The organism is Amycolatopsis palatopharyngis (assembly GCF_003385185.1).
Lineage (GTDB): Bacteria > Actinomycetota > Actinomycetes > Mycobacteriales > Pseudonocardiaceae > Amycolatopsis > Amycolatopsis palatopharyngis.
Genome location: NZ_PQHZ01000025.1, coordinates 1 through 24,833, shown reverse-complemented (window position 1 = coordinate 24,833; position 24,833 = coordinate 1). Strand labels below are relative to the sequence as shown.

General features: G+C 67.8%; 17 protein-coding genes and 1 pseudogene. 16 read left to right on the top strand and 2 right to left on the bottom strand.

The annotated features are described in order from the left end of the window. Window positions 1–8 precede the first annotated feature (8 nt). On the top strand, window positions 9–1,397 hold the full coding sequence (locus tag D0C15_RS19345; RefSeq protein ID WP_245976011.1) for an HNH endonuclease signature motif containing protein: 1,389 nt from the start codon (window positions 9–11) through the stop codon (window positions 1,395–1,397). Window positions 1,398–1,465: 68 nt separating this feature from the next. On the opposite strand, the gene D0C15_RS19340 is transcribed toward D0C15_RS19345, so the two are convergent. Further along, window positions 1,466–2,716, bottom strand: coding sequence for a M23 family metallopeptidase (locus D0C15_RS19340; RefSeq protein WP_116047418.1), 1,251 nt, complete (start codon window positions 2,714–2,716; stop codon window positions 1,466–1,468). A 253-nt stretch (window positions 2,717–2,969) separates the two neighbouring features. On the opposite strand from D0C15_RS19340, the gene D0C15_RS19335 reads away from it, so the two are divergent. The 15 genes from D0C15_RS19335 to D0C15_RS19265 all read left to right on the top strand — a co-directional run bounded on the left by D0C15_RS19335 (window position 2,970) and on the right by D0C15_RS19265 (window position 24,488). Next, window positions 2,970–3,935 (top strand): helix-turn-helix domain-containing protein, encoded by a 966-nt coding sequence (locus tag D0C15_RS19335; protein WP_116047416.1) that lies wholly within the window; start codon window positions 2,970–2,972, stop codon window positions 3,933–3,935. A 245-nt stretch (window positions 3,936–4,180) separates the two neighbouring features. Continuing rightward, the gene (locus D0C15_RS19330) at window positions 4,181–5,626 is read left to right on the top strand and encodes a glycosyltransferase family 39 protein (protein ID WP_116047547.1); all 1,446 of its coding nucleotides are present in this window, start codon (window positions 4,181–4,183) and stop codon (window positions 5,624–5,626) included. A 237-nt stretch (window positions 5,627–5,863) separates the two neighbouring features. Then, window positions 5,864–7,351: a sugar ABC transporter ATP-binding protein gene (locus tag D0C15_RS19325; protein ID WP_116047544.1), complete on the top strand. Its 1,488-nt coding sequence runs from the start codon at window positions 5,864–5,866 to the stop codon at window positions 7,349–7,351. Next, complete coding sequence (locus tag D0C15_RS19320) at window positions 7,348–8,418, top strand: ABC transporter permease (RefSeq protein WP_116047414.1); 1,071 nt, start codon at window positions 7,348–7,350, stop codon at window positions 8,416–8,418. The genes D0C15_RS19325 and D0C15_RS19320 overlap by 4 nt, the downstream gene beginning before the upstream one ends. Further along, window positions 8,415–9,476, top strand: a complete 1,062-nt coding sequence (locus D0C15_RS19315; RefSeq protein WP_116047411.1) for a substrate-binding domain-containing protein — start codon at window positions 8,415–8,417, stop codon at window positions 9,474–9,476. Before D0C15_RS19320 ends, D0C15_RS19315 begins: the two co-directional genes overlap by 4 nt. 59 nt (window positions 9,477–9,535) lie before the next feature. After that, window positions 9,536–10,690, top strand: coding sequence for a Gfo/Idh/MocA family protein (locus D0C15_RS19310; protein WP_245976009.1), 1,155 nt, complete (start codon window positions 9,536–9,538; stop codon window positions 10,688–10,690). Between the two features lie 83 nt (window positions 10,691–10,773). Next, window positions 10,774–15,420 (top strand): ThuA domain-containing protein, encoded by a 4,647-nt coding sequence (locus tag D0C15_RS19305; protein WP_116047409.1) that lies wholly within the window; start codon window positions 10,774–10,776, stop codon window positions 15,418–15,420. A 149-nt stretch (window positions 15,421–15,569) separates the two neighbouring features. Then, entirely contained in the window at window positions 15,570–16,718 is a 1,149-nt protein-coding gene (locus tag D0C15_RS19300; protein WP_116047538.1) for an inositol-3-phosphate synthase, read from the top strand. After that, window positions 16,715–17,608 carry an SCO3242 family prenyltransferase gene (locus D0C15_RS19295; RefSeq protein WP_245976008.1) on the top strand — a complete coding sequence of 298 codons (894 nt, stop codon included), beginning with the start codon at window positions 16,715–16,717 and terminating at the stop codon, window positions 17,606–17,608. The genes D0C15_RS19300 and D0C15_RS19295 overlap by 4 nt, the downstream gene beginning before the upstream one ends. Before the next feature lie 54 nt (window positions 17,609–17,662). Beyond that, window positions 17,663–19,156 (top strand): EboA domain-containing protein, encoded by a 1,494-nt coding sequence (locus D0C15_RS19290; protein WP_425455408.1) that lies wholly within the window; start codon window positions 17,663–17,665, stop codon window positions 19,154–19,156. After that, window positions 19,153–20,058 (top strand): TatD family hydrolase, encoded by a 906-nt coding sequence (locus tag D0C15_RS19285; RefSeq protein ID WP_116047406.1) that lies wholly within the window; start codon window positions 19,153–19,155, stop codon window positions 20,056–20,058. Before D0C15_RS19290 ends, D0C15_RS19285 begins: the two co-directional genes overlap by 4 nt. 2 nt (window positions 20,059–20,060) lie before the next feature. After that, window positions 20,061–21,191 (top strand): metabolite traffic protein EboE, encoded by a 1,131-nt coding sequence (eboE, locus tag D0C15_RS19280; protein WP_116047530.1) that lies wholly within the window; start codon window positions 20,061–20,063, stop codon window positions 21,189–21,191. Then, window positions 21,188–22,597, top strand: a complete 1,410-nt coding sequence (locus D0C15_RS19275) for an alkaline phosphatase family protein (RefSeq protein WP_116047404.1) — start codon at window positions 21,188–21,190, stop codon at window positions 22,595–22,597. Before eboE ends, D0C15_RS19275 begins: the two co-directional genes overlap by 4 nt. After that, a complete protein-coding gene (locus D0C15_RS19270; protein WP_116047401.1) occupies window positions 22,594–23,613 on the top strand; it encodes a sugar phosphate isomerase/epimerase family protein in 1,020 nt (339 codons plus the stop codon). Before D0C15_RS19275 ends, D0C15_RS19270 begins: the two co-directional genes overlap by 4 nt. Further along, window positions 23,613–24,488: a sugar phosphate isomerase/epimerase family protein gene (locus D0C15_RS19265; protein ID WP_116047399.1), complete on the top strand. Its 876-nt coding sequence runs from the start codon at window positions 23,613–23,615 to the stop codon at window positions 24,486–24,488. The genes D0C15_RS19270 and D0C15_RS19265 overlap by 1 nt, the downstream gene beginning before the upstream one ends. A gap of 90 nt (window positions 24,489–24,578) precedes the next feature. Here D0C15_RS19265 and D0C15_RS34765 read toward each other — a convergent pair. Beyond that, window positions 24,579–24,833: pseudogene (locus D0C15_RS34765) on the bottom strand (hypothetical protein); the annotation flags it as partial.

Here is a 24,833-nt window from a genome sequence, read left to right as displayed (position 1 = left end):
TTGGTCGGGTGACGGAATTCGTGCAGGTCGGCAGCGAGGCGGGGATCATGTTCCTGCCCGCTGGTGTGGTGGACCCGCCGCCGTTCACCGCTGAGGAGTGGGCGGATCACCGTTTCACCGCGCGCTCCGGTGTGGATTTCTCCGGGTTGGGCGATGACGAGTTGGTGGACGCGTTGGCGGTCTCGCGCCGGATGCGGGCGCGGGCCGACGCGTTGGAGGCTCGCGCCCTGGCTCGGTTGGATCGCCTCCGGGGTGGGGACAAGTCGGTGGCGGTGGAGGCGTCGCTGGAACTGCGTATCTCCCGTAACCAGGCCGCGAACCGAGTTGCACGTGGTATGGGTCTGGTGGCCCGGATGCCGAGATTGCTGGCGGCGATGGAGGCCGGCGACATCGAGGGTTACCCGGCAGGGCAGGTCGTGGAGGCCAGCGCGGCGTTGACCGATGAGCAGGCGCGGGAGGTCGACGAGCGGCTGGCTGGGAAGCTCGCGGCGGGGCGGTTGGGGTTCACCGATCCATCGTCGCTGGTGCGGGCCGCGCGTCGGCTGGTGCGGACGATCGACCCGGATGGGCAGACCGCCCGGGCCCGCAAGGCGCGCACGGGTCGGAAGGTGGAGCTGACGCCCCGCGAGGACACGATGGCGACCCTGTCCGCGGACCTGCCGGCGGAGGTCGCGGCGTCGGCCTACGCCCGCGTCGACCGGATGGCCCGTACGTTGCGTAACGCCGGTGATGAGCGGACGCTGGAGCAGTTGCGGGCGGACGTCCTGGCCGATCTGCTGCACGGCCGCGACCCGGGTGTCGATGCTCCGGTGCGTGGGGCACTGGTGTTTCTGCACATGCCGATCGACACCGTCCTGATGATGTCCGACGACGGGTGTGAGCTGTCCGGTTATGGCCCGATTCCGGGACCGATCGCGCGGGAGATCATGACTCGCCCCGACAGCGCCTGGCGGAAGGTCCTTACCGATCCGGCCACCGGTGCGGTCAAGGATCTGGGCCGGACGCGGCGTCGGCCGAGTGCGTTTCTGCGCGAGCTCGTTCAGGTTCGCGACCGGGAGTGCACGACGCCGGGGTGTCACCGTCCGGCGCATCGCTGCGACTACGACCATCTGCGGGAGTGGCACCACCACGGCCGCACCGCGGACCGTAACGGTGGCGCGAAGTGCGAGCGCGACCATTACCTGAAAGACCAACCCGGCTGGACACTGACCCACGACCCCGACACCGGGATCTCGACCATCACCACCCCCACCGGACGCACCTACACCAAAACCATCCAGCCCATCAACGAACCACCGGAGCCATCATCGCGAAGGTCCACAACGGACAGGCGTCGGAGGCCGCGCGGCTGCACCCGGTCCGTTGACCCTCCAGACGAGACACCGACGCCGTTCTGAACTCAAAGGTCCACCCCCGGACGGGAACTTGCCCGGCCGGGGGTAGGCCCGCGCGATCCGCGCTTACCTCAAGTGCACGCCGGCGCCACCGGATCATTCGAGCCAGTGTCGACAAAGCCATCGCTGATCCAGCCGCCAGTGTCCAGTTTGTTCCACAGATCGGTGTTGCCCCAGACTCCGTTGACGACACCGCCTCTGGCCGTGCAGGAAATCCGGACCACCTCGCCGTTGGCCACCGTGCCGACAATGTTGTGATCGAGGCTGGGGCCGGAGCGCAGGTTCACACTGCTGTACCGGCCGCCGTTCACCGTTCCCGTAGGCAGGCTCGGAGTGTCGTTCCCGCCGCCGTAGTTCGTGAGCCTGCCGCCGCGGTTGACCCGGTCACCGCCGCGCAGCGCGTATCCGCCGTAGGCGGCCGAACCCTCGTAGAACGTCCAGCCGCCGATGGTCATCCTGTTCACGCTGACATGGGTGTCGCCGCGTAGTAGCGAGAAATGCACATGCGCACCCGAACTCGAACCGCCGCACGGTAGTTCGTTGCCGATGTGCCCGAGGTAGGTTCCGGTTCGCACGGCGCTACCGTCGGGCAGGTTCGTCAGGTCGTACATGTGGTAGTACGTTGTGCTGTATCCGTTGGGGTGTAACACTTTCACCAGTGCGCTGCGCCCTCGGACGCAGCTCTTGTACACCCGTCCCTCCCCGGCCGCGAGCACGCGTCCGTCGCCGCCGTTGAAGTCGATCGAACTGAACGGCCTGCTGTTACCGCTGTTGCCATGCGGACCACCACCCATCCACCAGGCCACCCCGGTGGCCCAGGGCAGCCCCAGCCCGGTGTCGGCAACAGCGGTGTTGTTCCTGGCCGCGAAATTCTGGGCGAACAGTGTCTTCTCGCCCTCGCTGACGATTTCGGTGGGAGCACGCTTTGCCAGGGAAACGAAATCGGCTGTCCCGTCGAGCGCTACCTCCCATCCCCGGCCACCCCGTCTGGCCACGAACAGCGCCGACTCCGGTGCGGCGTGTTCGACAGCTGGAAGGGGAATGGTGGTCGAGCCGAACGCCCAGCCGGTCTCGCTGATCCGCGTCGGTTCCACCAGCGGCTCGTCCAAGGATGTGACCTCGTACTGTTCTCGCGCGGTCGCACCACGCTCCGCGAGCATCGTCGAGCGCACCGACTCGGCGAGGTCTCGCTGTCTCTCGGTCTCGGCCGTGGCCGTCGGCAGGGCGAGTAGTCCGGTCGCGGTGACGAACGTGGCCGCCGCGGCGAGAATCCGTCTTCTGGTCGCGGTCTTTGCCGTCTGTGCCGTCAGTGCCGTGAACATCTTTGTCCTCCGGAAAATGGGAGCACGAGCAGGGATTGCCGACGCAGGCAATCCGCTGGCTTCCGGTGCGTCAATACCCGCTACTAACGGCGCTTGTGCCTGCTGAACACCGCGCCGAATACTGTTGACGGCGCTTCGGTGGACGGGCACAGGTGACCTGCTCGAATCGGCAGGCGATCGTGCCCGCAACCGTGAACGTCGAAACCAAAACTGTGTTGTTCCACAGAGTTCGGCATTTTGCCCGGGAGGTGTCGTGTCGCATCCACCGTCACAGGCGCATGCCCGGGGCGGCGTGGGAGCACGTTCTCCGGATCTGGGCCTGTTGCGCGCGGGTCCGTTTCACACGGCGCTGCGGACCGCGATCGAGCAGAGCGGACTCACTCTCGAGGCGCTGCAGCACCGGCTGGCCCAGCGCGGAATCCGGGTGAGCCGAGCCAGTCTGAGCTACTGGCAGCAGGGCCGCAGCCGGCCCGAACGCTCCGACTCCCTGCGTGCCGTGCGGGCCATAGAGCACATTCTCGGCCTTCCCGCGCACACGCTGGCCATGCTGCTCGGTCCGCCCCGCCCGCGCGGCAGGTGGACCCGCGGCACCAGTGTGGCCCGCCACTACGACGGTCTGCTCGAACCCGCTTCGGCGCTGGCCCAGACCATCGAGCCCGTTCTCGGTCCGTCCGACCGGAAGATGCGGGTGTTCTGCCAGGAGGACCGGGTCCGAGTGGGCCCCGACCGGGCCATCTATTCGGTGCGGACCAGGGTCGTCGTGCGCGCCGTCGACGACGACCCGGACCGATTTCTGGCGGTCTACTGCGCTGAGCCGGGCAGTCAGGCACGCGACATCGTGCCGACCGCCAAGGAGAACTGCAGGCTGGGCCGGGTACGAAGGCATCCGCAGGCAGCCGTCATCGCCATGGAACTGCTTTTCGACCGCAGGCTGCGAGCGGGGGAGACACACCTGTTCGACTACGAGTTCGCCATCAGTTCGCCGATTCCCAGCGCCGACTACCGCCGCGGATTCCGCTATCCCGGCGACACCTATGTCCTCGGTGTCCGGTTCGCCGAGGAAGCGGTCCCCGTGCGGTGTTTCGCGCTCACCCAGGACGGGGAGTACGGCGACACGGCGGCCGAAGGGGAACTGACTCTCACACCTGGCCGGTGGGTGCACCGGGTGGCCCGCGACATCGCCCCAGGTGTGCTCGGGGTGCGCTGGGAATGGGAGTAGCCGCACCCAAGCCCGGTCGGCCGGCCATAACCCGCGGGCAGCTACGGTGGTCTGCGGGAACGGGTGCCGGTCATCCGCTCCCGGAGCTTCAGCCGAGCAGCGGAGGACAGGCCGACATCGTGACCGATGCCACGGAAGCCGCTGCTGCCGGTCGGTTGGCGGACCAGCGGCTCAGCACCTCGTTCAGTGGGCAGGTCGTGCCCACGTTCGCACGCGCTCCGGTGCTGATCGTCGCCGGTCTCGCCATGGCCGTGTTGCTGGCTTTCGCCGGGCGGTACGGCTATCACGGCGACGAGCTCTACTTCATCGCGGCGGGCAGGCACCTCGAGTGGGGCTACGCCGACCAGCCGCCGATGCTGCCCCTGCTCGCACTGTTGATGGACACGATCTCGCCGGATTCGGTTCTCGGCTTCCGTCTGTTACCGGTCCTGCTCACCGGGGCGGGCGTCGTGGTCGCGGCGCTTACCGCGAGGGAATTCGGCGGCGGTCGTCTGCCGCAACTGATGACCGCTGGTGCTTTCGCCTGCTCGCCGTTCCTGCTGGCCGGTGCGGGCCATATCGTCGCCACCCACACCGTGGACGCCTTCCTCTGGACCGTGATCGTGTGGTTGCTGGTGCGATGGGTCCGGCTGCGCGAGCAGGGCAACCCGGACGACCGGCTGTTGCTGATGACCGGCCTGGTCACCGCGCTGGCGCTGCAGACCAAGTTCCTGATCCCGGTGTTCTGGGTGGCCGTGGCGATCACCTCGCTCGTGTTCGGCCCGCGTGACCTGTTGCGCAAACCGCTGCTGTGGGCAGGCGCCGCCGTCGCCGTGGCTGCGACCGTGCCGACGCTGCTCTGGCAGGCGGCGAACGGCTGGCCGCAACTGGAGATGAACCGGGCCGTTGCCGACGAGGTCGCCTTCGCCGGGGGGCGGTTCACCTTCCTGCCGATGGCGCTGCACCAGGCCGGTGTCGTGGTCGGAGCGGTCCTGTTCGTGCTCGGTACCTGGTGGCTACTGCGCGCCGCGCGCCTGCGCCCCTACCGCTTCCTCGGCTGGACCGTGCTCGCGGTGACGGCGCTCTTCTGGCTCAACTCCGGCCGCCCCTACTACGTCGGCGGCCTGTTCGCGCTGTGCTTCGCCGCCGGCTCGGTGGAACTGGCCCGCCATCTGAACGCCCGCTGGATGCGCTGGACACTCGTCCCGGCCTACGCGGTCTCCGCCGCGGTCGCGATCAGCGGGCTTCCGGTGACCCCGGTGGAGGAATACGCCGGCGAGCCCTACAGCCCGATGAACATGGCGCTGGAGGAGTTCGGCTGGCCGGAGGTCGCAGGGGACGTGGCCGACGCATACCTGGCGCTGCCCGCCGAGCAGCGCGCCCGTACGGCGATCGTCACCGACACCTACTGGCAGGCCTCGGCCATCAGCAAGTTCGCCAGGGACCGTGGGCTGCCGGAGGTACACAGTGGCAGTCGTGGCTACTGGTATTTCGGGAGGCCGCCGGAGACCGCGACCGACACCCTGTTCGTCGGGTCCGGCCCGCAGCGCCTCGAGCAGTACTTCGCCGATGCACGCCAAGTCGGTGCCATCGACAACGGTCGCGGCGTCAACAACGGCAGCCAGGGTGTGGCGCTCTGGCTCTGCACCGGCAGGCTCGCCCCGTGGAGTGAACTCTGGCCGCAGTTCCGGCACATGACGTTCCACTGGTGACTGTCTGGTGACCCAGATCACCGGACACTTTTGCTTTTCTCGGACTTAAGTTTTCTGGCCTGAACCAGGCAAAACACGGCCCGTAGTGGTCAAGCTCAGCAAAGTTCACCTTGACGGGTGTTCGGCGTCACTCTACTTTTGCATGGCACAAGACGAAGTGAGGCCGAAGTGGATTTAAGTCTGCACGCTCCGAACGGTGGTGAGGGTGTGAACGACACCGGACGACCGTTGCTGGAGATGCGGGGAATCGTCAAGCTCTTCCCCGGAGTACGTGCGCTGGACGGCGTTGACCTGGAAGTACGGGCCGGCGAGGTGCATTGCCTGCTGGGTCAGAACGGGGCAGGCAAGTCGACCCTGATCAAGACCCTCGCGGGTGCGCACCAGCCGGATGCGGGCGAGATCGTCTGGCGGGGGGAGGCGGTGTCCCTCGGTTCGCCGGTCGCCGCGCTCAAGCGGGGGATCGCCACCATGTACCAGGAGCTGGACCTCATTCCCACGCTGTCGGTGACGGAAAACGTGTTCCTCGGGCACGAGCGCGCCCGGTTCGGATTCGTTCGCCCGGCCGCCGCGGCCGCGGAGACCTCGCGGTTGCTGGCCAGGCTGGGTCACGCCGAGATCCCGCCAGGAGCCGAGGTGGGCAAGCTGCCCGCCGCCGCGCAACAGCTCGTCTCCATGGCCAGGGCGCTTGCCCACGACACCCGCCTGATGGTGATGGACGAACCGACCGCGGCGCTGGCGGGCGACGAGGTCGACAACCTGTTCCGCATTGTGGGGGAGCTGACCGAGAGTGGAGTGGCGGTCGTCTACATCTCCCACCGAATGGACGAGATCCGCCGAATCGGGCACAGGGTGACCGTGATCAAGGACGGCCGTACGGTCGCCGCCAATCTGGACGCGCGCGCGACCCCGAGTTCCGAACTGGTCGACCGGATGGCCGGACGCAAGGTGGAGACCGCCTTCCGGGCCGCCGCCTCCGCGGAAACCGAGTTCGGTGCCGAGATCCTGCACGTGTCCGGACTCGGGCGCGCTGGCGAATTCTCCGACATCACCTTCTCCGCGAGGGCGGGCGAGATCATCGGGTTCGCGGGCCTGGTCGGCGCTGGCCGCAGTGAGATACTGGAAACGATCTTCGGTGCTCGCAAGGCTGACGCGGGGACGGTGTCCGTCGAGGGGAAGCAGCTTCGTTCCGGCAGCGTCGCCGCCGCGGTGGACGCCGGAGTGGGACTGGCCCCTGAGGAGCGCAAGGCGCAGGCGCTGCTTCTGGACATGTCGGTCACCCACAACGTCACGCTGGCGAGCCTCGGCGAGTACAGCACCATGGGATTCAGCCAGAGCGGCAGGGAGAAGCAGGACGCGAAGTCCACACTGGAGCGTCTGGACCTCCGGCCCGCCGACCCGGCCCGGCTCATTCGCACGCTCTCCGGCGGCAACCAGCAGAAGGCCGTCGTGGCCAGGTGGCTCGTGCACGGCTGCAAGGTGCTGCTGCTCGACGAGCCCACCAGGGGAGTCGACGTCGGTGCCCGCGCCGAGCTGTACCGGCTCATTCACGAGCTCGCCGCGAGCGGAGTGGCCATCGTGCTCGTCTCGAGTGAGATTCCCGAGGTGCTCGGCCTCGCCGACCGCGTGCTGGTGCTGCGGGAGGGACAAGTCGTCGCCGATCGATCTTCGGACGACATCACGGAAGCAGGAGTTCTCGACTTGGTCATGGAAGGAAGTGCGGCGTGACCGAAACACTCGACCGGCCGCCGGTTCGTCCCAAACAGGACAGTGCGCTGCGCAGTTCCCTGCGCCTCGACGTCCGGCTGCTCGGACTGGCCGGTGTGCTCGTCCTGCTCTGCGTGGTCGGCTACATCACCCAGCCCGAGACATTCGCGACGCAGCAGAATCTCTCCTTGATGCTGCGGCTGGCCGCGGCCATCGGCGTGGTCAGCGTCGGGATGACCTTCGTGATCATCGCGGGCGGGATCGACCTCTCGGTCGGTTCGCTCGTGGCGCTGTCCAGTGTGTGGATGACGACCGTCGCTACGCAGGCGTACGGGCCGTTCGTGATGGTGCTCTGCGCTGTGCTGGTCGGGCTCGGGGCGGGACTCGTCAACGGGATGCTGGTCTCCTACGGCAAGGTGGTCCCGTTCATCACCACCCTGGCGATGATGGCCTCGGCGCGCGGTCTGGCCGAACGTCTCAGCGACCGGCAGACCCAGGTCGTCACCGAAACCGGCTTCACCGAGTTCTTCAACGGTGACTTCCTCGGCATTCCGGCACTGGTGTGGACGCTCGCGCTGGTATTCCTGGTGGGCTGGATTGTGCTGAACCGGACGACGTTCGGCAGGCGTACCTACGCCATCGGCGGCAACTCCGAGGCGGCCAGGCTCTCCGGCATCAACGTCAAGCGGCACACCGCGCTCGTCTACGGCATCAGCGGTCTCTGCTGCGGGATCGCCGCGATGTTGGTGGTCGCGCAGACCACCTCCGGTGCGTCCACCAACGGCATGTTCTACGAACTCGACGCCATCGCGGCGGTGGTCATCGGCGGCACGCTGCTCTCGGGCGGCCGTGGCAGCCTGATCGGCACGCTGATTGGTGTCCTGATCTTCACCGTCGTCAGCAGCATCTTCACCCAGAACAACCTGGATACCGACATCCAGAGCATCGCCAAGGGCGCGATCATCGTCGCCGCCGTGCTGCTGCAGCACACCACGTCGGCGAAGCGCAAGGGTAAATCGCCGGGCCCGCCACAGTCCTCCCCCCTGTCCGAACCCCAACCCACCGTGCCAACCGGGAGCAAGTCATGACAGAAAATGGATCGATTCTCGCCCGTCGCGGATTCCTGCTCGGCGCGGCCGGGCTCGGCGCCGGCGCGGTGCTTGCCGGATGCACCTCGAACGAGGCGCCACAGGACGAGGGTTCGCCGCAGGCCGCAGGGAACCAGGGCAGCAACACCGAGCCGGGGCCGCCGGTGACCATCGGCTTCTCCGCGCCCGCGGCCGACCACGGCTGGATGGCCGCGGTCACGATCAATGCCAGGGCACAGGCGGAGAACTACCCCGATGTCACGCTGAACGCGACCGAGGGCACCAACGATGTTGTCCAGCAGATCGCGCAGGTCGAGTCCCTGATCAACGCGAAGGTCGGCGTGCTGGTGATCCTTCCGTTCGACGGCAAGGCACTGACCTCGGTCGCACAGAAGGCGATGGACGCCGGAATCCCGGTGATCAACGTGGACCGCGTCTTCGACACTCCGCTCGCCTACCGCGCCTGGATCGGCGGCGACAACTACCGCATGGGCGTCAACGCGGGCAATTACATCGCCGAGGAGCTCAAGCGCAAGGGCGTGGCCAACCCGATCATCGGCGAGGTCGCGGGGATAGACGCACTGCCGCTGACCCAGGAACGCAGCAAGGGCTTCAAGGACGCGCTGCAGAAGCACGGCTTCTCGGTCGGCCCACGGGTCGCTGCGGAGTTCACGCCGGAGTCGGGGCAGCAGAAGACGGCCAACCTCCTGCAGGGTGCGCCGAAGCTCGACGCGCTGTGGAACCACGACGACGACCAGGGCATCGGCGTGGTGGCCGCCATCGAGAACGCCGGCCGAAGCGACTTCTTCATGGTCGGCGGCGCGGGTTCCCGCAACATGATGGAGCGGATCAAGGCCGACAACTCCGTCATCAAGGCGACCGTGCTCTACAGCCCGTCGATGGCGTCCTCCGCGGTGGCGATGGCCAGGCTGCTCGGACAGAGCAAGGGCATCGGCGACCTCGCCGAGCACGAGATCCCTTCGGAACTCACCACTTACTCGGCCGTGGTGACCAAGGAGAACGTCGACTCCTACATGGACGTCAGTTTCGACTCGTAATCCGGCGGCCTAAGGGCCGCCACCGGTTCCGCATGACCTTCACTACAAGGGGATTCTCGATGAGTCAGATGTCGGGGGACGCTGTCGGCGTCGCCATGGTCGGCCACTCGTTCATGGGAGCGGTGCATTCGCACGCGTGGCGAAACGTGCACCGGTTCTTCGATGTTCCGAGACCGCCGCGGCTGACCGTGCTCGGTGGCCGGGACGAGCGGCGGACGAAGGAGGCGGCGGAGCGGTACGGCTGGGAGTCGGTGGAGACCGACTGGCGGGCGATCATTTCCAGGGACGATGTCGACGTCGTCGACATCTGTACGCCCGGCCACACCCACTGCGAGATCGCCGTCGCCGCGCTGGCCGCGGGCAAGCACGTGCTGTGCGAGAAGCCCCTGGCCAACTCCGTCGCCGAAGCGGAGGTGATGGCCGAGGCGGCCGCGAAGGCGGCGCGCGAGGGCGTGCACTCGATGGTGGCGTTCAACTACCGCAGGGTGCCCGCCCTCGCACTGGCCCGGCGGCTGATCGCCGAGGGCAGGCTCGGCACGTTGCGCCACGTACGCGCGGTCTACCTGCAGGACTGGCTCTCCGACGCCGAGTCGCCGATGACCTGGCGACTGCGCAAGGAACAGGCCGGGTCCGGTGCACTTGGCGACATCGGCGCGCATATCGTCGATGCCACCCAGTTCGTCACCGGTGACGTGCTGACCGGGGTGACCGGGCTGACCGAGACCTTCGTCGGTGAGCGTCCCGCGGACGGGGGAACCGAGAAGGTCACCGTCGACGACTGCGCGTTGTTCGTCGGCCGCTTCTCCTCAGGCGCAGTCGCGAGCTTCGAGGCCACCCGCTACGCCCTCGGCCGGAAGAACGCGATGCGCCTGGAGATCAACGGTTCCAGGGGGAGCCTGAGCTTCGACTTCGAGTCGATGAACGAGCTGTGGTTCTGCGACGGAGATGACCCGTCCGACACCCAGGGCTTCCGGCGCATCGTCGTGACCGAGCAGGACCACCCATATGTGGGCGCCTGGTGGCCACCAGGCCACCTGCTCGGGTACGAGCACACGTTCACCCACGAGGTCGCCGACTTCCTCACCGCGATCGGGACTGGCGAGCCGGCCAGCCCGAGCTTCGCCGACGGCCTGCGGGTGCAGCAGGTGCTCGGCGCGGTGGAACAGAGTGCCGCCGCTGGCTCGCAGTGGTCGGAGGTACTGCCCGGCGCCTGAGCCACCTGTCACTGGAGGGAGGAGTCAGCGAAACACAAGCTCAACCGTCCCCACCGGTTTGCGAGCAAGGAGCGCAGGTACAAGTGCAAAGAAGCAGCGGTACCAGACAAAGATCATCAGGCAGATTTCCCAGGCTGGGCAAGCAAGGCGGGCATGCACGGCGGGTCGGCGCGGCCGTACTCGCGCTGTGTACCGGTTTCGGCGCGGGCCTGCCTTCGGCCGCCGCGCAGGCCGGGGACCCAGGGACCGAGGCCGCCGAGTCGGCGAGTGTCCTGGTCTTCTCCAAGACCGCGGGCTACCGCCATGGGTCGATCCCTACCGGCATCGCCACGATCGAGGAACTGGGCGAGCAGAACGGCTTCGCCGTCGACGCGACCGAGGACGCGGCGGCGTTCACCGACGAGAACCTGGCGGGTTACGATGCCGTGGTGTGGTTGTCCACCACCGGTGACGTGCTGAACGAGCAGCAGCAGGGCGCATTCGAGCGCTACGTCGCAGCGGGCGGCGGATACGCCGGAGTGCATGCCGCTTCGGACACCGAGTACGACTGGCCCTGGTATGGCGACCTGGTGGGCGCCTACTTCCAGTCACACCCCCAAATCCAGGAGGCGACGGTCAACGTAGAGGACCGCCAGCATCCCTCCACAGCGGACCTGCCTTATCAGTGGACCCGTACCGACGAGTGGTACAACTTCAGGGCGAACCCACGGCAGGACGTACACGTACTCGCCGCGCTCGACGAGTCCAGCTACGACGCGGGCAGTGGCGCGATGGGCGACCATCCCATCGCCTGGTGCCACGAGAACAGCGGCGGCCGCGCCTGGTACACCGGCGGCGGGCACACCGAGGGGTCCTACGCCGAGACCGAGTTCCGCGGTCACCTGGTGGGCGGGATCCTTTATGCCGCAGGCGAGCGCGACGCCGACTGCTCGGCGCCGGACCCGGGTACGGGCGATCCGGCCGACGAGGACTTCGACCAGGTCACGCTGGCGAAGGGTGAGGAGCGCACGGGCGAGCCCATCGCGCTGGCCGTGCTGCCCGACCGCCGAGTCCTGCACACCTCCCGCGACGGTGAGGTCTGGCTGACCACACCGCAGGCCACCACCTCGCTCGCCGCGAAGCTCGACGTGTACAACCACGACGAGGATGGGCTGCAGGGTATCGCCGTCGACCCGGACTTCGCGGAGAACAACTGGGTTTACCTCTACTACGCCCCGCCGCTGGACACCCCACCTGGCGATGCGCCGGAGAACGGGACCGAGGCGGACTTCGCGCCGTTCAAGGGACACAACCAGCTTTCCAGGTACAAGCTCACCGCGGAGGGCACCCTCGATCTCGCGAGCGAGCAGCAGATCCTTCGTGTTCCAGCGGATCGAGGCATCTGCTGCCACGCGGGGGGTGAGATCGACTTCGACGCGCAGGGAAACCTGTTGCTGTCCACAGGGGACGACACCAACCCGTTCGCCTCCGACGGCTACAGCCCGATCGACGAACGCGCCGACCGCAATCCGGTGTTCGATGCCCGCCGCACCTCGGCGAACACGAATGACCTGCGGGGCAAGCTGCTGCGAATCTCGGTACAGGAGGACGGTAGCTACACCATCCCCGAGGGCAACCTGTTCGCGCCGGGTACGGAGAAGACCCGGCCGGAGGTCTACGCCATGGGCTTCCGTAACCCGTTCCGTTTCGCGGTCGACAAGGAGACCGGCTGGATCTACCTCGGCGACTACGGACCCGACGCGGGTTCCGCCAATCCCGAACGTGGTCCTGGTGGCACGGTGGAGTTCAATCTGATCAAGGAGGCGGGCAACTTCGGCTGGCCGCTGTGCGTCGGAGACAACCTGTCGTACCGCGACTACGACTTCGCCACCGGCGAGTCCGGTCCAGCCTTCGACTGTGCGGCCCCGAAGAACGAGAGCAGGCACAACACCGGGCTGGTCGACCTGCCGCCCGCTCAGCCCGCGTGGATCCCGTACGACGGTGGGTCCGTGCCGGAGTTCGGCACCGGAAGCGAATCGCCCATGGGCGGGCCGGTGTACAACTACGATCCCGGCCTCGACTCGCCGACGAAGTTCCCGGAGTACTACGACGGCAAGACCTTCGCCTACGAGTGGGAGCGCAGCTGGATCAAGCCCATCGAGGTCGGCCCGAACGGTGAACGAGGGGCCATCGAGACGTTCTTCGAGTCGATGGACCTGACCCGGCCGATGAACATCGAGTTCGGGCCGGAGGGGTCGCTCTACGTCCTGGACTACGGCAGTGGCTATTTCGGTGGCTCGGCGGACTCGGCCGTTTACCGAATCGACTACACCAAGGGCAACCGGACTCCTTCCGTGCAACTGGCCACGGACAGGACTTCCGGCCCCGCTCCGCTCGAGGTCAACTTCGATCCGGCTGGCACAGTGGACGAAGACGGTGGCGCGTTGGCCTACGCGTGGGACTTCGACGGTGATGGCAACACCGACTCCACCGAGGCGGGGCCGGTGTCCCACACCTATGACGAGCCAGGGCAGTACAACGCCCAGCTGTCGGTCACCGACGAGACCGGGCTGACCGGTTCCGTCAGCGCGGTGATCACCGCGGGCAACACCGCGCCGACCGTGCGACTCGAGACGCCGGTGGACGGTGGATTCTTCGGTTTCGGTGACGACGTGCCGTTCAAGGTCACGGTGACCGATCCGGAGGACGGCCAGATCGACTGCTCGAAGGTGACCGTCGAGTACATCCTTGGTCACAACGACCACGGGCACCCGTTGAGCAGGGCCACCGGTTGCGAGGGAGTGATCGAGACGCCTGCCGACGAGGGGCATGGGCTGGACGCCGACGTCTTCGGCGTGATCAATGCCTACTACACCGACGCCGGCGCGGGTGACGTTCCCGCACTGGAAGGCTCGGACGAGAGCATCCTGCAGCCCAAGACCAAGCAGGCCGAGTTCTACACCGAGCACAACGGGGTCCAGATCGTCGACGCCGCCGGAGCCAGTGGCGGCAAGCGGGTCGGCTACATCGACGACGGCGACTGGATCAAGTTCGACCCGGTCAACCTGACCGGCGTCGAGGCCATCGGTTACCGGGTGTCCTCCGGTGGCGCGGGCGGCACCATCGAGGTCCGTTCCGGATCCCTGGACGGCCCACTCGTGCAGACCGTGCAGGTGGGCAGCACCGGCGGCTGGGACAACTACACCGATATCGCACCCGCACCTGTCGCGGACCCGGGCGGCACCAAGCCGCTGTACCTGGTGTTCAAGGGAACCGGAACTGGTGGACTGTTCGATGTGGACGTCCTCAACGTGCAGGGGCCCGGCGTGGCACAGCCGGAACCGCGGACATGCGAGCCCTCGGCACCGGAGGAGGGCTACACCATGCTCTTCGACGGCACCGAGGCGAGCATGGACGGCTGGCGGCAGGCCGGTCCTGGTTCCTTCGACCACCAGAGCGACTGCTCGATCCGCTCGGTCGGTGGCATGGGGCTGTACCTGTACGAGCAGGAGTTCGGCGCGTACAGCCTGAAGCTGGACTGGAAGATGGCCGGGGACGACAACTCCGGGATCTTCGTCGGATTCCCGGACCCCGGAAACGATCCGTGGGTCGCGGTCAACCAGGGATACGAGATCCAGATCGACGCCACCGATGCGCCGGACCGGACCACGGGATCGGTCTACAGCTTCCAGTCGGCCGACATCGAAGCGCGCGACGCCGCGCTGAAGCCGCCGGGTGAGTGGAACTCGTACGAGATCGTGGTCAAGGGCCAGACGATCAAGGTGCTGCTCAACGGCTCCCTGATCAACGAGTTCGTCAGTACGGACCCGAACCGGGACCTGACCCAGGGCTTCATCGGGATCCAGAACCACGGAGGCTCCGACGACGTCTCGTTCCGCGACATCCAGATCGCCGAACTCGACGGTGTCGCACCGGTCACCGAGGCGAGCTTCCCGGAACCGGGACAGGGTGACTGGCACGCGGGCGAGGTGCCGGTGGTGCTGGAGGCGACCGACGAGGGCGGTGTGGCACCGGCCTCCGGTGTCGACCGGATCGAGTGGAGCCTCGACGGCGGTGATTGGACGGCCTACACCGAGCCAGTGGTGATCTCCGGTGACGGCGAGCATTCGCTGCTCTACCGGGCCGTGGACAAGGCGGGCAACGTCGAGTCGGACAAGGCGGCAACGGTGAAGATCGACGCCACCAATCCGACGGTGATGGTGGCCGGCGTGGCGCAGGGCCGGGTGTACGGCGATGCCACCGACCTGGTGATCTCGTGGAGCGCATCGGACGCGACGTCCGGGATCGCGGAGCAGTCGGCGACGCTGGACGGGGAGGCGGTCACCTCCGGTGCCGTTCTGCCACTGCACCAGTTGCCGCTGGGCGCGCACACGCTGTCGGTGACCGCGGAGGACGAGGCGGGTAACCGTGCCGAGCAGTCGGTGTCCTTCGCCTCGACCACGTCACTGCGTGACATCGGCCAACTGGTCGACCGCTTCAGGGCCACCGACCGGCTGTCGCTCGCGGCGTACAAGAAGCTGTCGGCCCAGTTGAACAACGCCCGCAAGGCGGAGGTCAGGGGGCAGGACAGCAAGTCGATCCGGCACCTGACAAAGTTCGCCAGGTTCGCCGACGACGAGTCCCTCATCGGTGACGACATCGTCCGCGTCACGCTGGTGCGTGACGCCGAAGCGGTGGCTGGCGATATCGAGGGGGGTGCACCGCTGGCCGAGGCCAGCACCTCGGACTAGCCATCCGGCTGGTCCAGCTGAACGAACACAGTGAGTCGGACCAGGATGGGCGCTCGCACCGTCGCGGGCGCCCATCCGCCCACTCGCCACCGTCGGCGAGTGAGTCACGGCCCGCCGAACACGGGAAGGCAAGGTAGTTCATGGCAGAGATCGGACCCACCGGACTGTGGCTGGTCGGTGCCAGAGGTTCGGTGGCCACTACGGCGATCACGGGACTGCTCGCGCTGCGCGCGGGCATTGTCGAGCCCACCGGATGCGTCAGCGCCACCGCCGCGTTCGACGGACTGGACCTTCCCGGCTGGGACGAGTTGCACATCGGCGGGCACGACATCGTGCAGACTCCGCTGGAGAAGCGTGCCGAGCTGCTCACCGAGTCCGGAGTCATCCCGCATCGCGTCTTCCACGCCGTGCGCGACGGACTCTCCGAAGTGGACGCCGAGCTGCGCCCCGGCTATCACCCCGCGACGCATCCTGGCTCCCAGGCGGATGCGGCTCGATCCCTGTCAGCCGATATCACCGCGTTCGCTCGGCGCCGAGGCCTGCGCCGGGTGATCGTGCTCAACGTGTCCTCCACCGAACCGGTGTTTCCCGAACTGCCGGAACATCGGACGCTGGAAGCCCTCGAGGCGGCGATGTCGGTGCCAGGAAGAACGGTGCTGCCACCGAGTTCGATCGCGGCTTACGCGGCACTGCGTGCCGGATGTCCCTATGTCGACTTCACGCCGTCCACCGGCGTCCGGCTGCCCGCGCTGGAGCAGCTGGCCATCGAACTCGAGCTGCCCTACGCGGGCTCGGACGGCAAGACCGGTGAAACCCTCGTCCGCAGCGCGATCGCTCCGATGTTCACCACCCGCGCCCTCGCCGTCCGATCCTGGGCGGGCACTAACCTGCTCGGCGGCGGTGACGGTCTCACTCTCGCCGACGCCGAGCACGCGAGCAGCAAACTTGTCTCCAAGGGACGTGGACTGGAGACACTGCTCGGTGCGGCGGTGACCGCGCCGTTGCACATCGACAACGTGCCGGACCTCGGTGAGCAGAAGATCGCCTGGGACAACGTGTCCTTCGAAGGTTTCCTCGGTACCAGGATGAGCTTGCAGTTCACCTGGACCGGATACGACTCCTCACTGGCCGCTCCGCTGGTACTGGACCTGGCGCGGTTCACCGCGGCCGCACACGCCGCTGGGCAGAGCGGCCCGCTCGGTGCGCTGGCGTTCTTCTTCAAGGACCCGGTGGGCAGTGACGAGCATCGGCTGGCCGAACAGGCGGCCGCGCTGCGGAAGTGGGCGGGCGAGCTGTGAGCACGAAAGCCGTGATCTCGAAGACCCCGTCCCAGGCCGGCGCCTACGCCCAACTGGTCCGGGCACCCGCCGCCCTGACGGTGCTCGGCGACACCGTGGCCGGCGCCGCCGCTGGGCGCAACCCGTTGCGCGGCAGGCGGCTGCTGCTGCCGTTGGCTTCCGCCTCCTTCTACTGGGCAGGTATGGCGCTCAACGACTGGGCCGACCGGGACCTCGACGCGATCGAGCGCCCGGAACGACCGATCCCTTCAGGCCGGGTGAGTGCGTCCGCGGCGCTCACCACTGGGGGTGTGCTGACCGCCGCCGGGCTCGGGCTGTCCCGTCTCGGCGGCGGCCAGCGCGGATTCCGGATAGCGCTTCCGCTGGCCGCGGCGGTGCTGGCATACGACACCAGGTTGAAGGGCACCAGCGCAGGACCACTGGGAATGGCCACCTGCCGGATGCTCGACGTCCTGCTCGGCGCCTCCGGTGGATCCCTTCGTTCGGCGCTGCCCGCGGCCGCTGCGTTCGGCGTGCACACGATGGGTGTGACCGCGCTTTCGGCGGGTGAGGTGCGCGGCGGCTCCTCCGACACGGCGAGCGCCGCGGTCGCGGGCACCGCCGTCTCTACCGCGCTGGCGGTCACCGGCCGCAGCCGATCGTGGCGTGACCGGCTCGCCGGTGCCGCCTTCGGCGGCGGTTTCGCGGCGACTGTGGGCCGTGCCCAGTTCGCGGCCGCGCAGCGGCCCACGGCGGACCGGATCCGTACGGCCACAATGGCCGGAATCCACGGCATGGTCCCGTTGCAAGCGAGCCTCGCCGCGCGGCACGGCTCGGTGCGCTCGGCCGTGCTGTTGGCCGGAGCGCTTCCGGTGGCCCGGAAGCTGGCCAAGCGTGTGAGCCCCACATGATCGACGACCCAGTGACGTGAGTGAACGACGTGAGTGGACGTGCACATTCCGGAGGTGGCAGTGAACAGTCTCCCGCTCGACCTTGGCTACGGCACCAACGGTTTCGCGAACCACAGACTTGACGACGCGCTCGAGGTGCTCGCCGACCTCGGTTACACCAGTGTCGCATTGACGCTGGATCACTGCCACCTCGATCCGTTCGCCGATGACCTTTCCGCACAGTTGCGCCGGGTCGGCGATCAGCTCGGCAGGCTGGGGTTGCGGGTGGTGGTGGAAACCGGTGCACGCTACCTGCTTGACCCGTACCGCAAGCACCACCCGACGCTGCTCTCCGACGAGCCGGGGCCACGACTGGACTTCCTGCGCAGGGCCGTGCTGATCGGGGGCGAACTGGGCGCGGAATGCGTGTCGTTCTGGTCGGGTGCGCTGCCCGCAGACCTCGACACCAGGATCGCCTGGGAGCGGATGCTGTCCGGTGTGGACACAGTGGTGGCCGAGGCCACCGCGCGGGGTGTGCGACTCGGACTCGAGCCGGAGCCGGGGCACTTCGTCGCCCACCTGGCGGATGCGCTGCGTCTGCGTGCGGAGTTGGGCGACCCCGAGCAACTCGGCATCACCCTCGATGTCGGGCACTGTGTGGCGATCGAACCCTCCAGCGCCGCGGACTGCATCCGGCAGGCGGCGCCGTTGCTGGTCAACGTGCAGCTGGACGACATGATGCCCGGCGTACACGAGCATCTCGAGTTCGGCACGGGACAGCTGGACCTGGCGGCGACGCTGGCCGCGCTGGTAGAGGTCGGCTATACCGGTGTGGCCGCGGTGGAGCTCCCCCGGCACAGTCACGCCGCACCGGATGTGGCTCGGCGCAGTCTGGCGGCACTGCGCGCCGCGCTACCCGCTGCCACGCCGCCGGTGGCCTCCGCTTCCGCCACCCCGGTGGCAGAGGCGTCCGGAGTGGACCATCCCTGGCTGGTCGAGGCGGAGCAGGCGATCCGGTCGGACCCGGCGGCGGTGGGCCGATTGTTCCCCGCCGTCGGCCGTAAGGTCGGCAGGGCAGCGCTACGGCCCGAACTGGATCCGGAGGGCCTCGTACACGGGACGGTCGACGACCTGGCAAGGGCACGCCTGCTGGGGGTGCTCGGCGAGTCCTTTTCGCCGGACCGGTTGCCCGGCGAGATCACCGCGCTGTATCGCTACGGCGACGCCGCCGAACGCAGAGGCGTCTTGCGTGCGCTGCACCTGCTGCCGGACACGGTGGCCGACGCCGGGCGCGAGCTGGTCGAGGACGCGTTGCGTACCAACGATCTCCGGTTGGTGGCAGCCGCCCTCGGCCCGTTCGCCGCCCGCTGCCTCGACGCACACGCCTGGCGTCATGGGGTGCTGAAATGCCTGTTCGTCGGTGTGCCGCTGGCCGCCGTCACGGGGCTGGCCGAACGGACCGACGGTGAGCTCGTGCGAATGGTGGCGGACTACGCCGCGGAGCGCGAAGCGGCGGGGCGGGAAGTGCCGGTTGATGCCACGCAGATTCTTCAGGAGGCAGGACGATGACTGAACGCCGCATCTTCGACCCGCATATCCACATGACTTCGCGGACCACCACCGACTACGAGCAGATGTACGCGGCAGGCGTGCGGGCGCTGGTGGAACCCGCCTTCTGGCTCGGTCAGCCGCGCACCAACGTCGGTTCGTTCACCGACTACTTCGACGGCCTGATCGGCTGGGAGCGTTTCCGTGCCGCGCAGTTCGGTATCCGGCACCACTGCACGATGGCGCTGAACCCGAAGGAGGCCAATGATCCTCGGTGCACGGAGGTACTCGACGTGCTGCCGAGGTACCTGGCCAAGGACGGGGTGGTGGCGGTCGGCGAGGTCGGCTACGACTCGATGACCCCAGCGGAGGAGGACGCGTTCACTCGCCAGCTCGCGATGGCCGTCGAGCACGAACTCCCGGTAATGGTGCACACCCCGCACCGGGACAAGCTCGCCGGTACGCGCCGCACACTCGATGTGGTTCGCGAGTCCGGCATCGCCGCGGAGATGGTGGTGGTGGACCACCTGAACGAGGTGACCGTCGGACCGGTCGCGGATTCGGGCTGCTGGATGGGTTTCTCGATCTATCCGGACACCAAGATGGACGAGCAACGGATGGTCGCGATCCTGCGCGAGTACGGCACTTCGCGGGTGCTGGTGAACTCGGCGGCGGACTGGGGCCGGTCGGACCCGCTGAAGACCGCGAAGACCGGCGACGCGATGCTTGCGGGCGGCTTCACGGTCGCCGATGTGGACAAGGTGCTGTGGCAGAACCCGGTGGAGTTCTACGGCCAGAGCGGAAAGCTGATGCTGGAGGACGTCGGTCAGGCGGAACCGACGGCGGAGACGTTCGCGGGCAACTCCGTCCTGCGTGGGGCCCGGCCGGACGCCGCCGGCTCGGCGGGCTCGGCGGCATCATGACGCTGTTGTCCTACTGCACGAACGTGCATCCCGCCGAGGACCTGGCGGGGATTCTGGAACAGCTCGACACCTATGCCGTTCCGGTGCGCGAGGAACTGGGCGTCGACCGGCTCGGGGTGGGACTGTGGCTGGCCGCCGAGGTCGCTTCTGGGCTCGCCGAGGACAGGTCCGCGCGTCTGCGGCTCGCGGAGGAACTCCGGACCCGCGGACTGGCCGTGCAGACAATGAACGCCTTCCCGTATCAGGGATTCCATGACGACGTGGTCAAGCACAAGGTCTACGTTCCACAGTGGACCGATGTTCGCCGTCTGCGCTACACGCTGGACTGCATCACCGTGCTCGCCGATCTGTTGCCGGAGGATGCCGCGTACGGGAGCATCTCCACGTTGCCGCTGGCTTGGCGGGAGCCGTGGAACGCTTCACACGATATCCGTGCCGGCATCGCCTTGGACGAGGTGACCAGGGTGCTGCGGACCGCGCTCGCGCGGCACGAGCAACCCATCCGCCTGGCGGTGGAACCGGAGCCGGGCTGTGTCCTCGACACGGTCGCCGACGCCGTGGGCTGGCTCGCCGATCGTGTCGAGCCGGAGCATGTCGGTCTGTGCCTGGACACCTGCCACCTCGCGGTGTCGTTCGCCGATCCGGTCGAGGCGGTGGACCAGATCTATCGCAGTGGCCTGCGGGTGGTGAAGGTACAGGCGTCCGCCGCCCTGCATGTGGCGGAACCGGGCACCGAGGAGGCACGGGCGGCCCTCGCCCGTTTCGCCGAACCCCGCTATCTGCACCAGGTGCGCGAGCTGACGCCGTCGGGTGCGGTGCTCGCGGCGGACGACCTGCCGGAGGCGCTGGACACGCTGCCCGCACAGGGGCCTTGGCGGGTGCACTTCCACGTGCCGCTGCACGCCGATCCGCAGTCGCCGCTCACCTCGACTACCGACGTTCTCACCTCGGCCGTCGGCGCGCTGCGGGCACACGAGCCGGAACAGCTGCCACACATCGAGGTCGAGACGTACACGTGGAGCGTGCTACCGCGCGGCGGCAGGCGGTGGCAGCCGCAGGACCTCGTCACCGGGATCGCGGACGAGCTGCGCTGGGCGCGGTCGTCGTTCGCAGACCAGGAGGTATACCAGTGAGCAAGCTGTTGGTGATCGACGTTGTCGGGCTCACCCCGAAACTTTTGCGCTATATGCCCAACCTCGCGAAGCTGGCCGGCCGAGGCTGGCAGGCCGAGCTGGGCACGGTGCTGCCCGCGGTCACGTGCAGCGCCCAGTCGACGTTCCTCACCGGACTGATGCCTGCCGAGCACGGCATCGTCGGCAACGGCTGGTACTTCCGCGACCTCGGTGAGGTGTACCTCTGGCGCCAGCACAACCGTCTGGTCGGCGGGGAGAAGGTGTGGGAGACCGCGCGGGCGGCCCGCCCCGACTACACCGCGGCCAACATCTGCTGGTGGTATGCCATGGGAGCGACCACCGATTTCACCATCACTCCTCGGCCGATCTACCACGCGGACGGCCGCAAGTCGCCTGACTGCTATGCCCGCCCGCCACAACTGCACGACCAGCTGACGGCCGAGCTCGGGCCGTTCCCGCTCTTCAACTACTGGGGGCCGACGGCCTCCATCGAGTCCAGCAGGTGGATCGTCGCGGCGGCCCGGCGGATCTTCTGGGACGAGCGACCCGACCTGCAGCTGGTCTACCTGCCGCACCTGGACTACGACCTGCAGCGTTTCGGACCGGACTCGCCGCAGGCGATCGCCGCCGCGCGGGCGGTGGATGCCGAGGTGGCTCCGCTGCTGAAGGACGCCGAGCGGGCGGGGGCGACGGTGGTGGCGCTTTCGGAGTACGGGATCACTCCCGCCAGCACCCCGGTCGACGTCAACAGGGCATTGCGTACGGAGGGTCTGCTCGAGGTCTACACCCAGGCGGGGATGGAGTACCTGGATCCATGGACCTCTCGCGCCTTCGCCGTGGCGGACCATCAGATCGCGCATATCTACGTGGCGGACGAGTCGGATATCGATCGGGTGCGGGACCTGGTGGCGGCGCTGCCCGGCGTCGACGAGGTCCTCGATCGTGACGGCCAGAAGCGATACGGTCTCGATCACGAACGCGCCGGTGAACTGGTGGCTGTCGCGGAACCCGATGCCTGGTTCACCTACTACTACTGGCTCGACGACGAGCGTGCGCCGGACTTCGCCAGGGGAGTGGAGATCCACCGCAAGCCCGGTTTCGATCCGGCCGAGTTGTTCTTCGACCCGGCGGACCCACTCGCCAAGGCGAAAGCCGGATTGAACCTGGTGCGCAAGAAGGCCGGGTTGCGCTATTCGATGAAGGTCGTGCCCACCGATGCGCGATACGTACGTGGCTCACACGGACGGTTGCCGGACACCGCCGAGGACGGGCCGGTGCTGCTCTGTTCCGACTCCACCATTCCGTCCACAGTGGAGAAGGCGGGCCGGATCGACGCTACCGAGGTGCGCGACCTGCTGTTGCAGCTGCAAGGAATCACGACGCAGGCGAAGGGAAAGTCACGATGAGCCGACCGATCACACTGTTCACCGGGCAGTGGGCCGACCTCCCGTTCGAGGAGGTGTGCAGGCTGGCCGCGGAGTGGGGATACGACGGCCTGGAGATCGCCTGTTCCGGCGACCACTTCGAGGTGGACAGGGCGCTGGCCGAGGACGACTACGTGCGCGACCGCCGGAAGCTGCTGGAGTCCTACGGGCTCAACGCCTGGACCATCTCCAACCACTTGGTGGGACAGGCCGTCTGCGACGACCCGATCGACGACCGGCACCGCAACATCCTGCCCGGGCGGATCTGGGGTGACGGCGAGCCGGAGGGGGTGCGTCAGCGAGCCGCTGCCGAACTCGCGGACACCGCCCGCGCCGCGGCGAAGTTCGGCGTGGACACCGTGGTCGGCTTCACCGGCTCGAAGATCTGGAAGTACGTCGCGATGTTCCCGCCCGTATCGCAGGAAGTCATCGACGACGGTTACGCGGACTTCGCCCGCAGGTGGAATCCGATCCTTGACGTGTTCGACAAGGAGGGGGTGCGGTTCGCCCACGAGGTGCACCCATCGGAGATCGCGTACGACTACTGGACGACGCAACGCACGCTGGAGGCGGTCGAGCACCGGCCGGCCTTCGGGCTCAACTGGGACCCGTCGCATTTCGTCTGGCAGGACCTCGACCCGGTCGGTTTCATCCTGGACTTCGCCGATCGGATCTACCACGTCGACTGCAAGGACACGAAGAAGCGGTTCGACGGCCGCAACGGCCGGCTGGGATCGCACCTCGCCTGGGCCGATGCGCGCAGGGGCTGGGATTTCGTCTCCACAGGGCACGGCGACGTGGACTGGGAGAGCGCGTTCCGTGCGCTCAACTCCATCGGGTACACGGGACCGATTTCCGTGGAGTGGGAGGACGCGGGGATGGACCGGCTGCGCGGCGCGGCCGAGGCGGTGGGGTACATCCGCAACCTCAACTTCGACAAGCCGGCAGCGGCGTTCGACGCCGCGTTCAGCAACCAATCCAAGGAAGGAACTCGATGATGAGCGACGAGAGAGGCCTGTCCCGTAGGTCGATGCTGCGTGGAGCCGTCGGAGCCGCGGCCGCGATCGGTGCGGCCGGTGCGCTGGCGGGTACCGCGAACGCGGGAACAGTCGCGGCGAGCGGCTGGTCGACCGGCAGGCGAGTGCCGAAGGAGCGGATCGGCATCCAGCTCTACACCCTGCGCAACGACCTGCGGGCGGACCTCGAGGGCACACTCGAGGCGCTCGCCGACATCGGCTACCGCAACGTGGAACTGGCCGGCACCTATGGTCGTTCCGTACAGGAGTTCCGCGGCCTGCTGGACCGTTACGGCCTTCGTGCGGTATCCGCGCACGTCGGTTTCGACGGCGCGGACCTGGACGCGCTGATCGCCGACGCGAAGGTACTCGGGTACCACTACGCCGACTGTGCCTACGCGAACTACGGCAGCATCGCGGAGTGGAGGGACTTCGCCACCCGGCTGGACAAGGCAGGGGAGGCGTTCCGCAAGGCCGGGATCAAGTACGGGTACCACAACCACGCCCACGAGTTCCAGAAGATCGACGGCGTCCGGCCGTTCGACGTGATCGCCGAAGTGACCAGCAGGCACAATGTTCACTTCGAGTACGACCTGTACTGGCTGGTCGAAGGTGGCATCGATCCGGTCGAGCAGTACTACCGCGAGTTCGGCAGGGTGCGGCAGTTCCACGTCAAGGACCGTAAACCCGGCGGCGGCTTCGCCGATCTCGGTACGGGGACCATCGACTTCGGCGAGATCTTCCGGGACACCCGCAGGGGCCACGTGAGTCACTTCATCGTCGAGCACGACCAGCCGACGGATGCGCTGAACACTGCCGAGGTGGGCTACAAGTACCTGGCCGATCTCCGGTTCTGAGCAGGAAACCGAGTCGGAGACAGATCTTCACTGGCGGCGCGGCGGGATTTCCCGCCGCGCCGCTTTTGGCGAGCGACGCGGGAAGCGAACTCAGGTGCTGGGAACGGGATCTCGTGTGTGGGGATGTCGGTGGCGTGTCCAGGGGTTGAAGCTGGGGTGGGTGCGGTCGCCCCTTGGTCGTCGGGGTGGGTCGTGGGCGGTGTTTCGTTGGGGTGTTCGGGTGGGGTCGAGCCATCCGGGTGCGATGTATCGGGGGGTGCCGGTGGTCATGGTGATGGTCCAGCCGGCGTGGTGGACGAGTCGGTGGTGGGATTCGCAGAGCAGGGCGAGGTTGTCGAGGTCGGT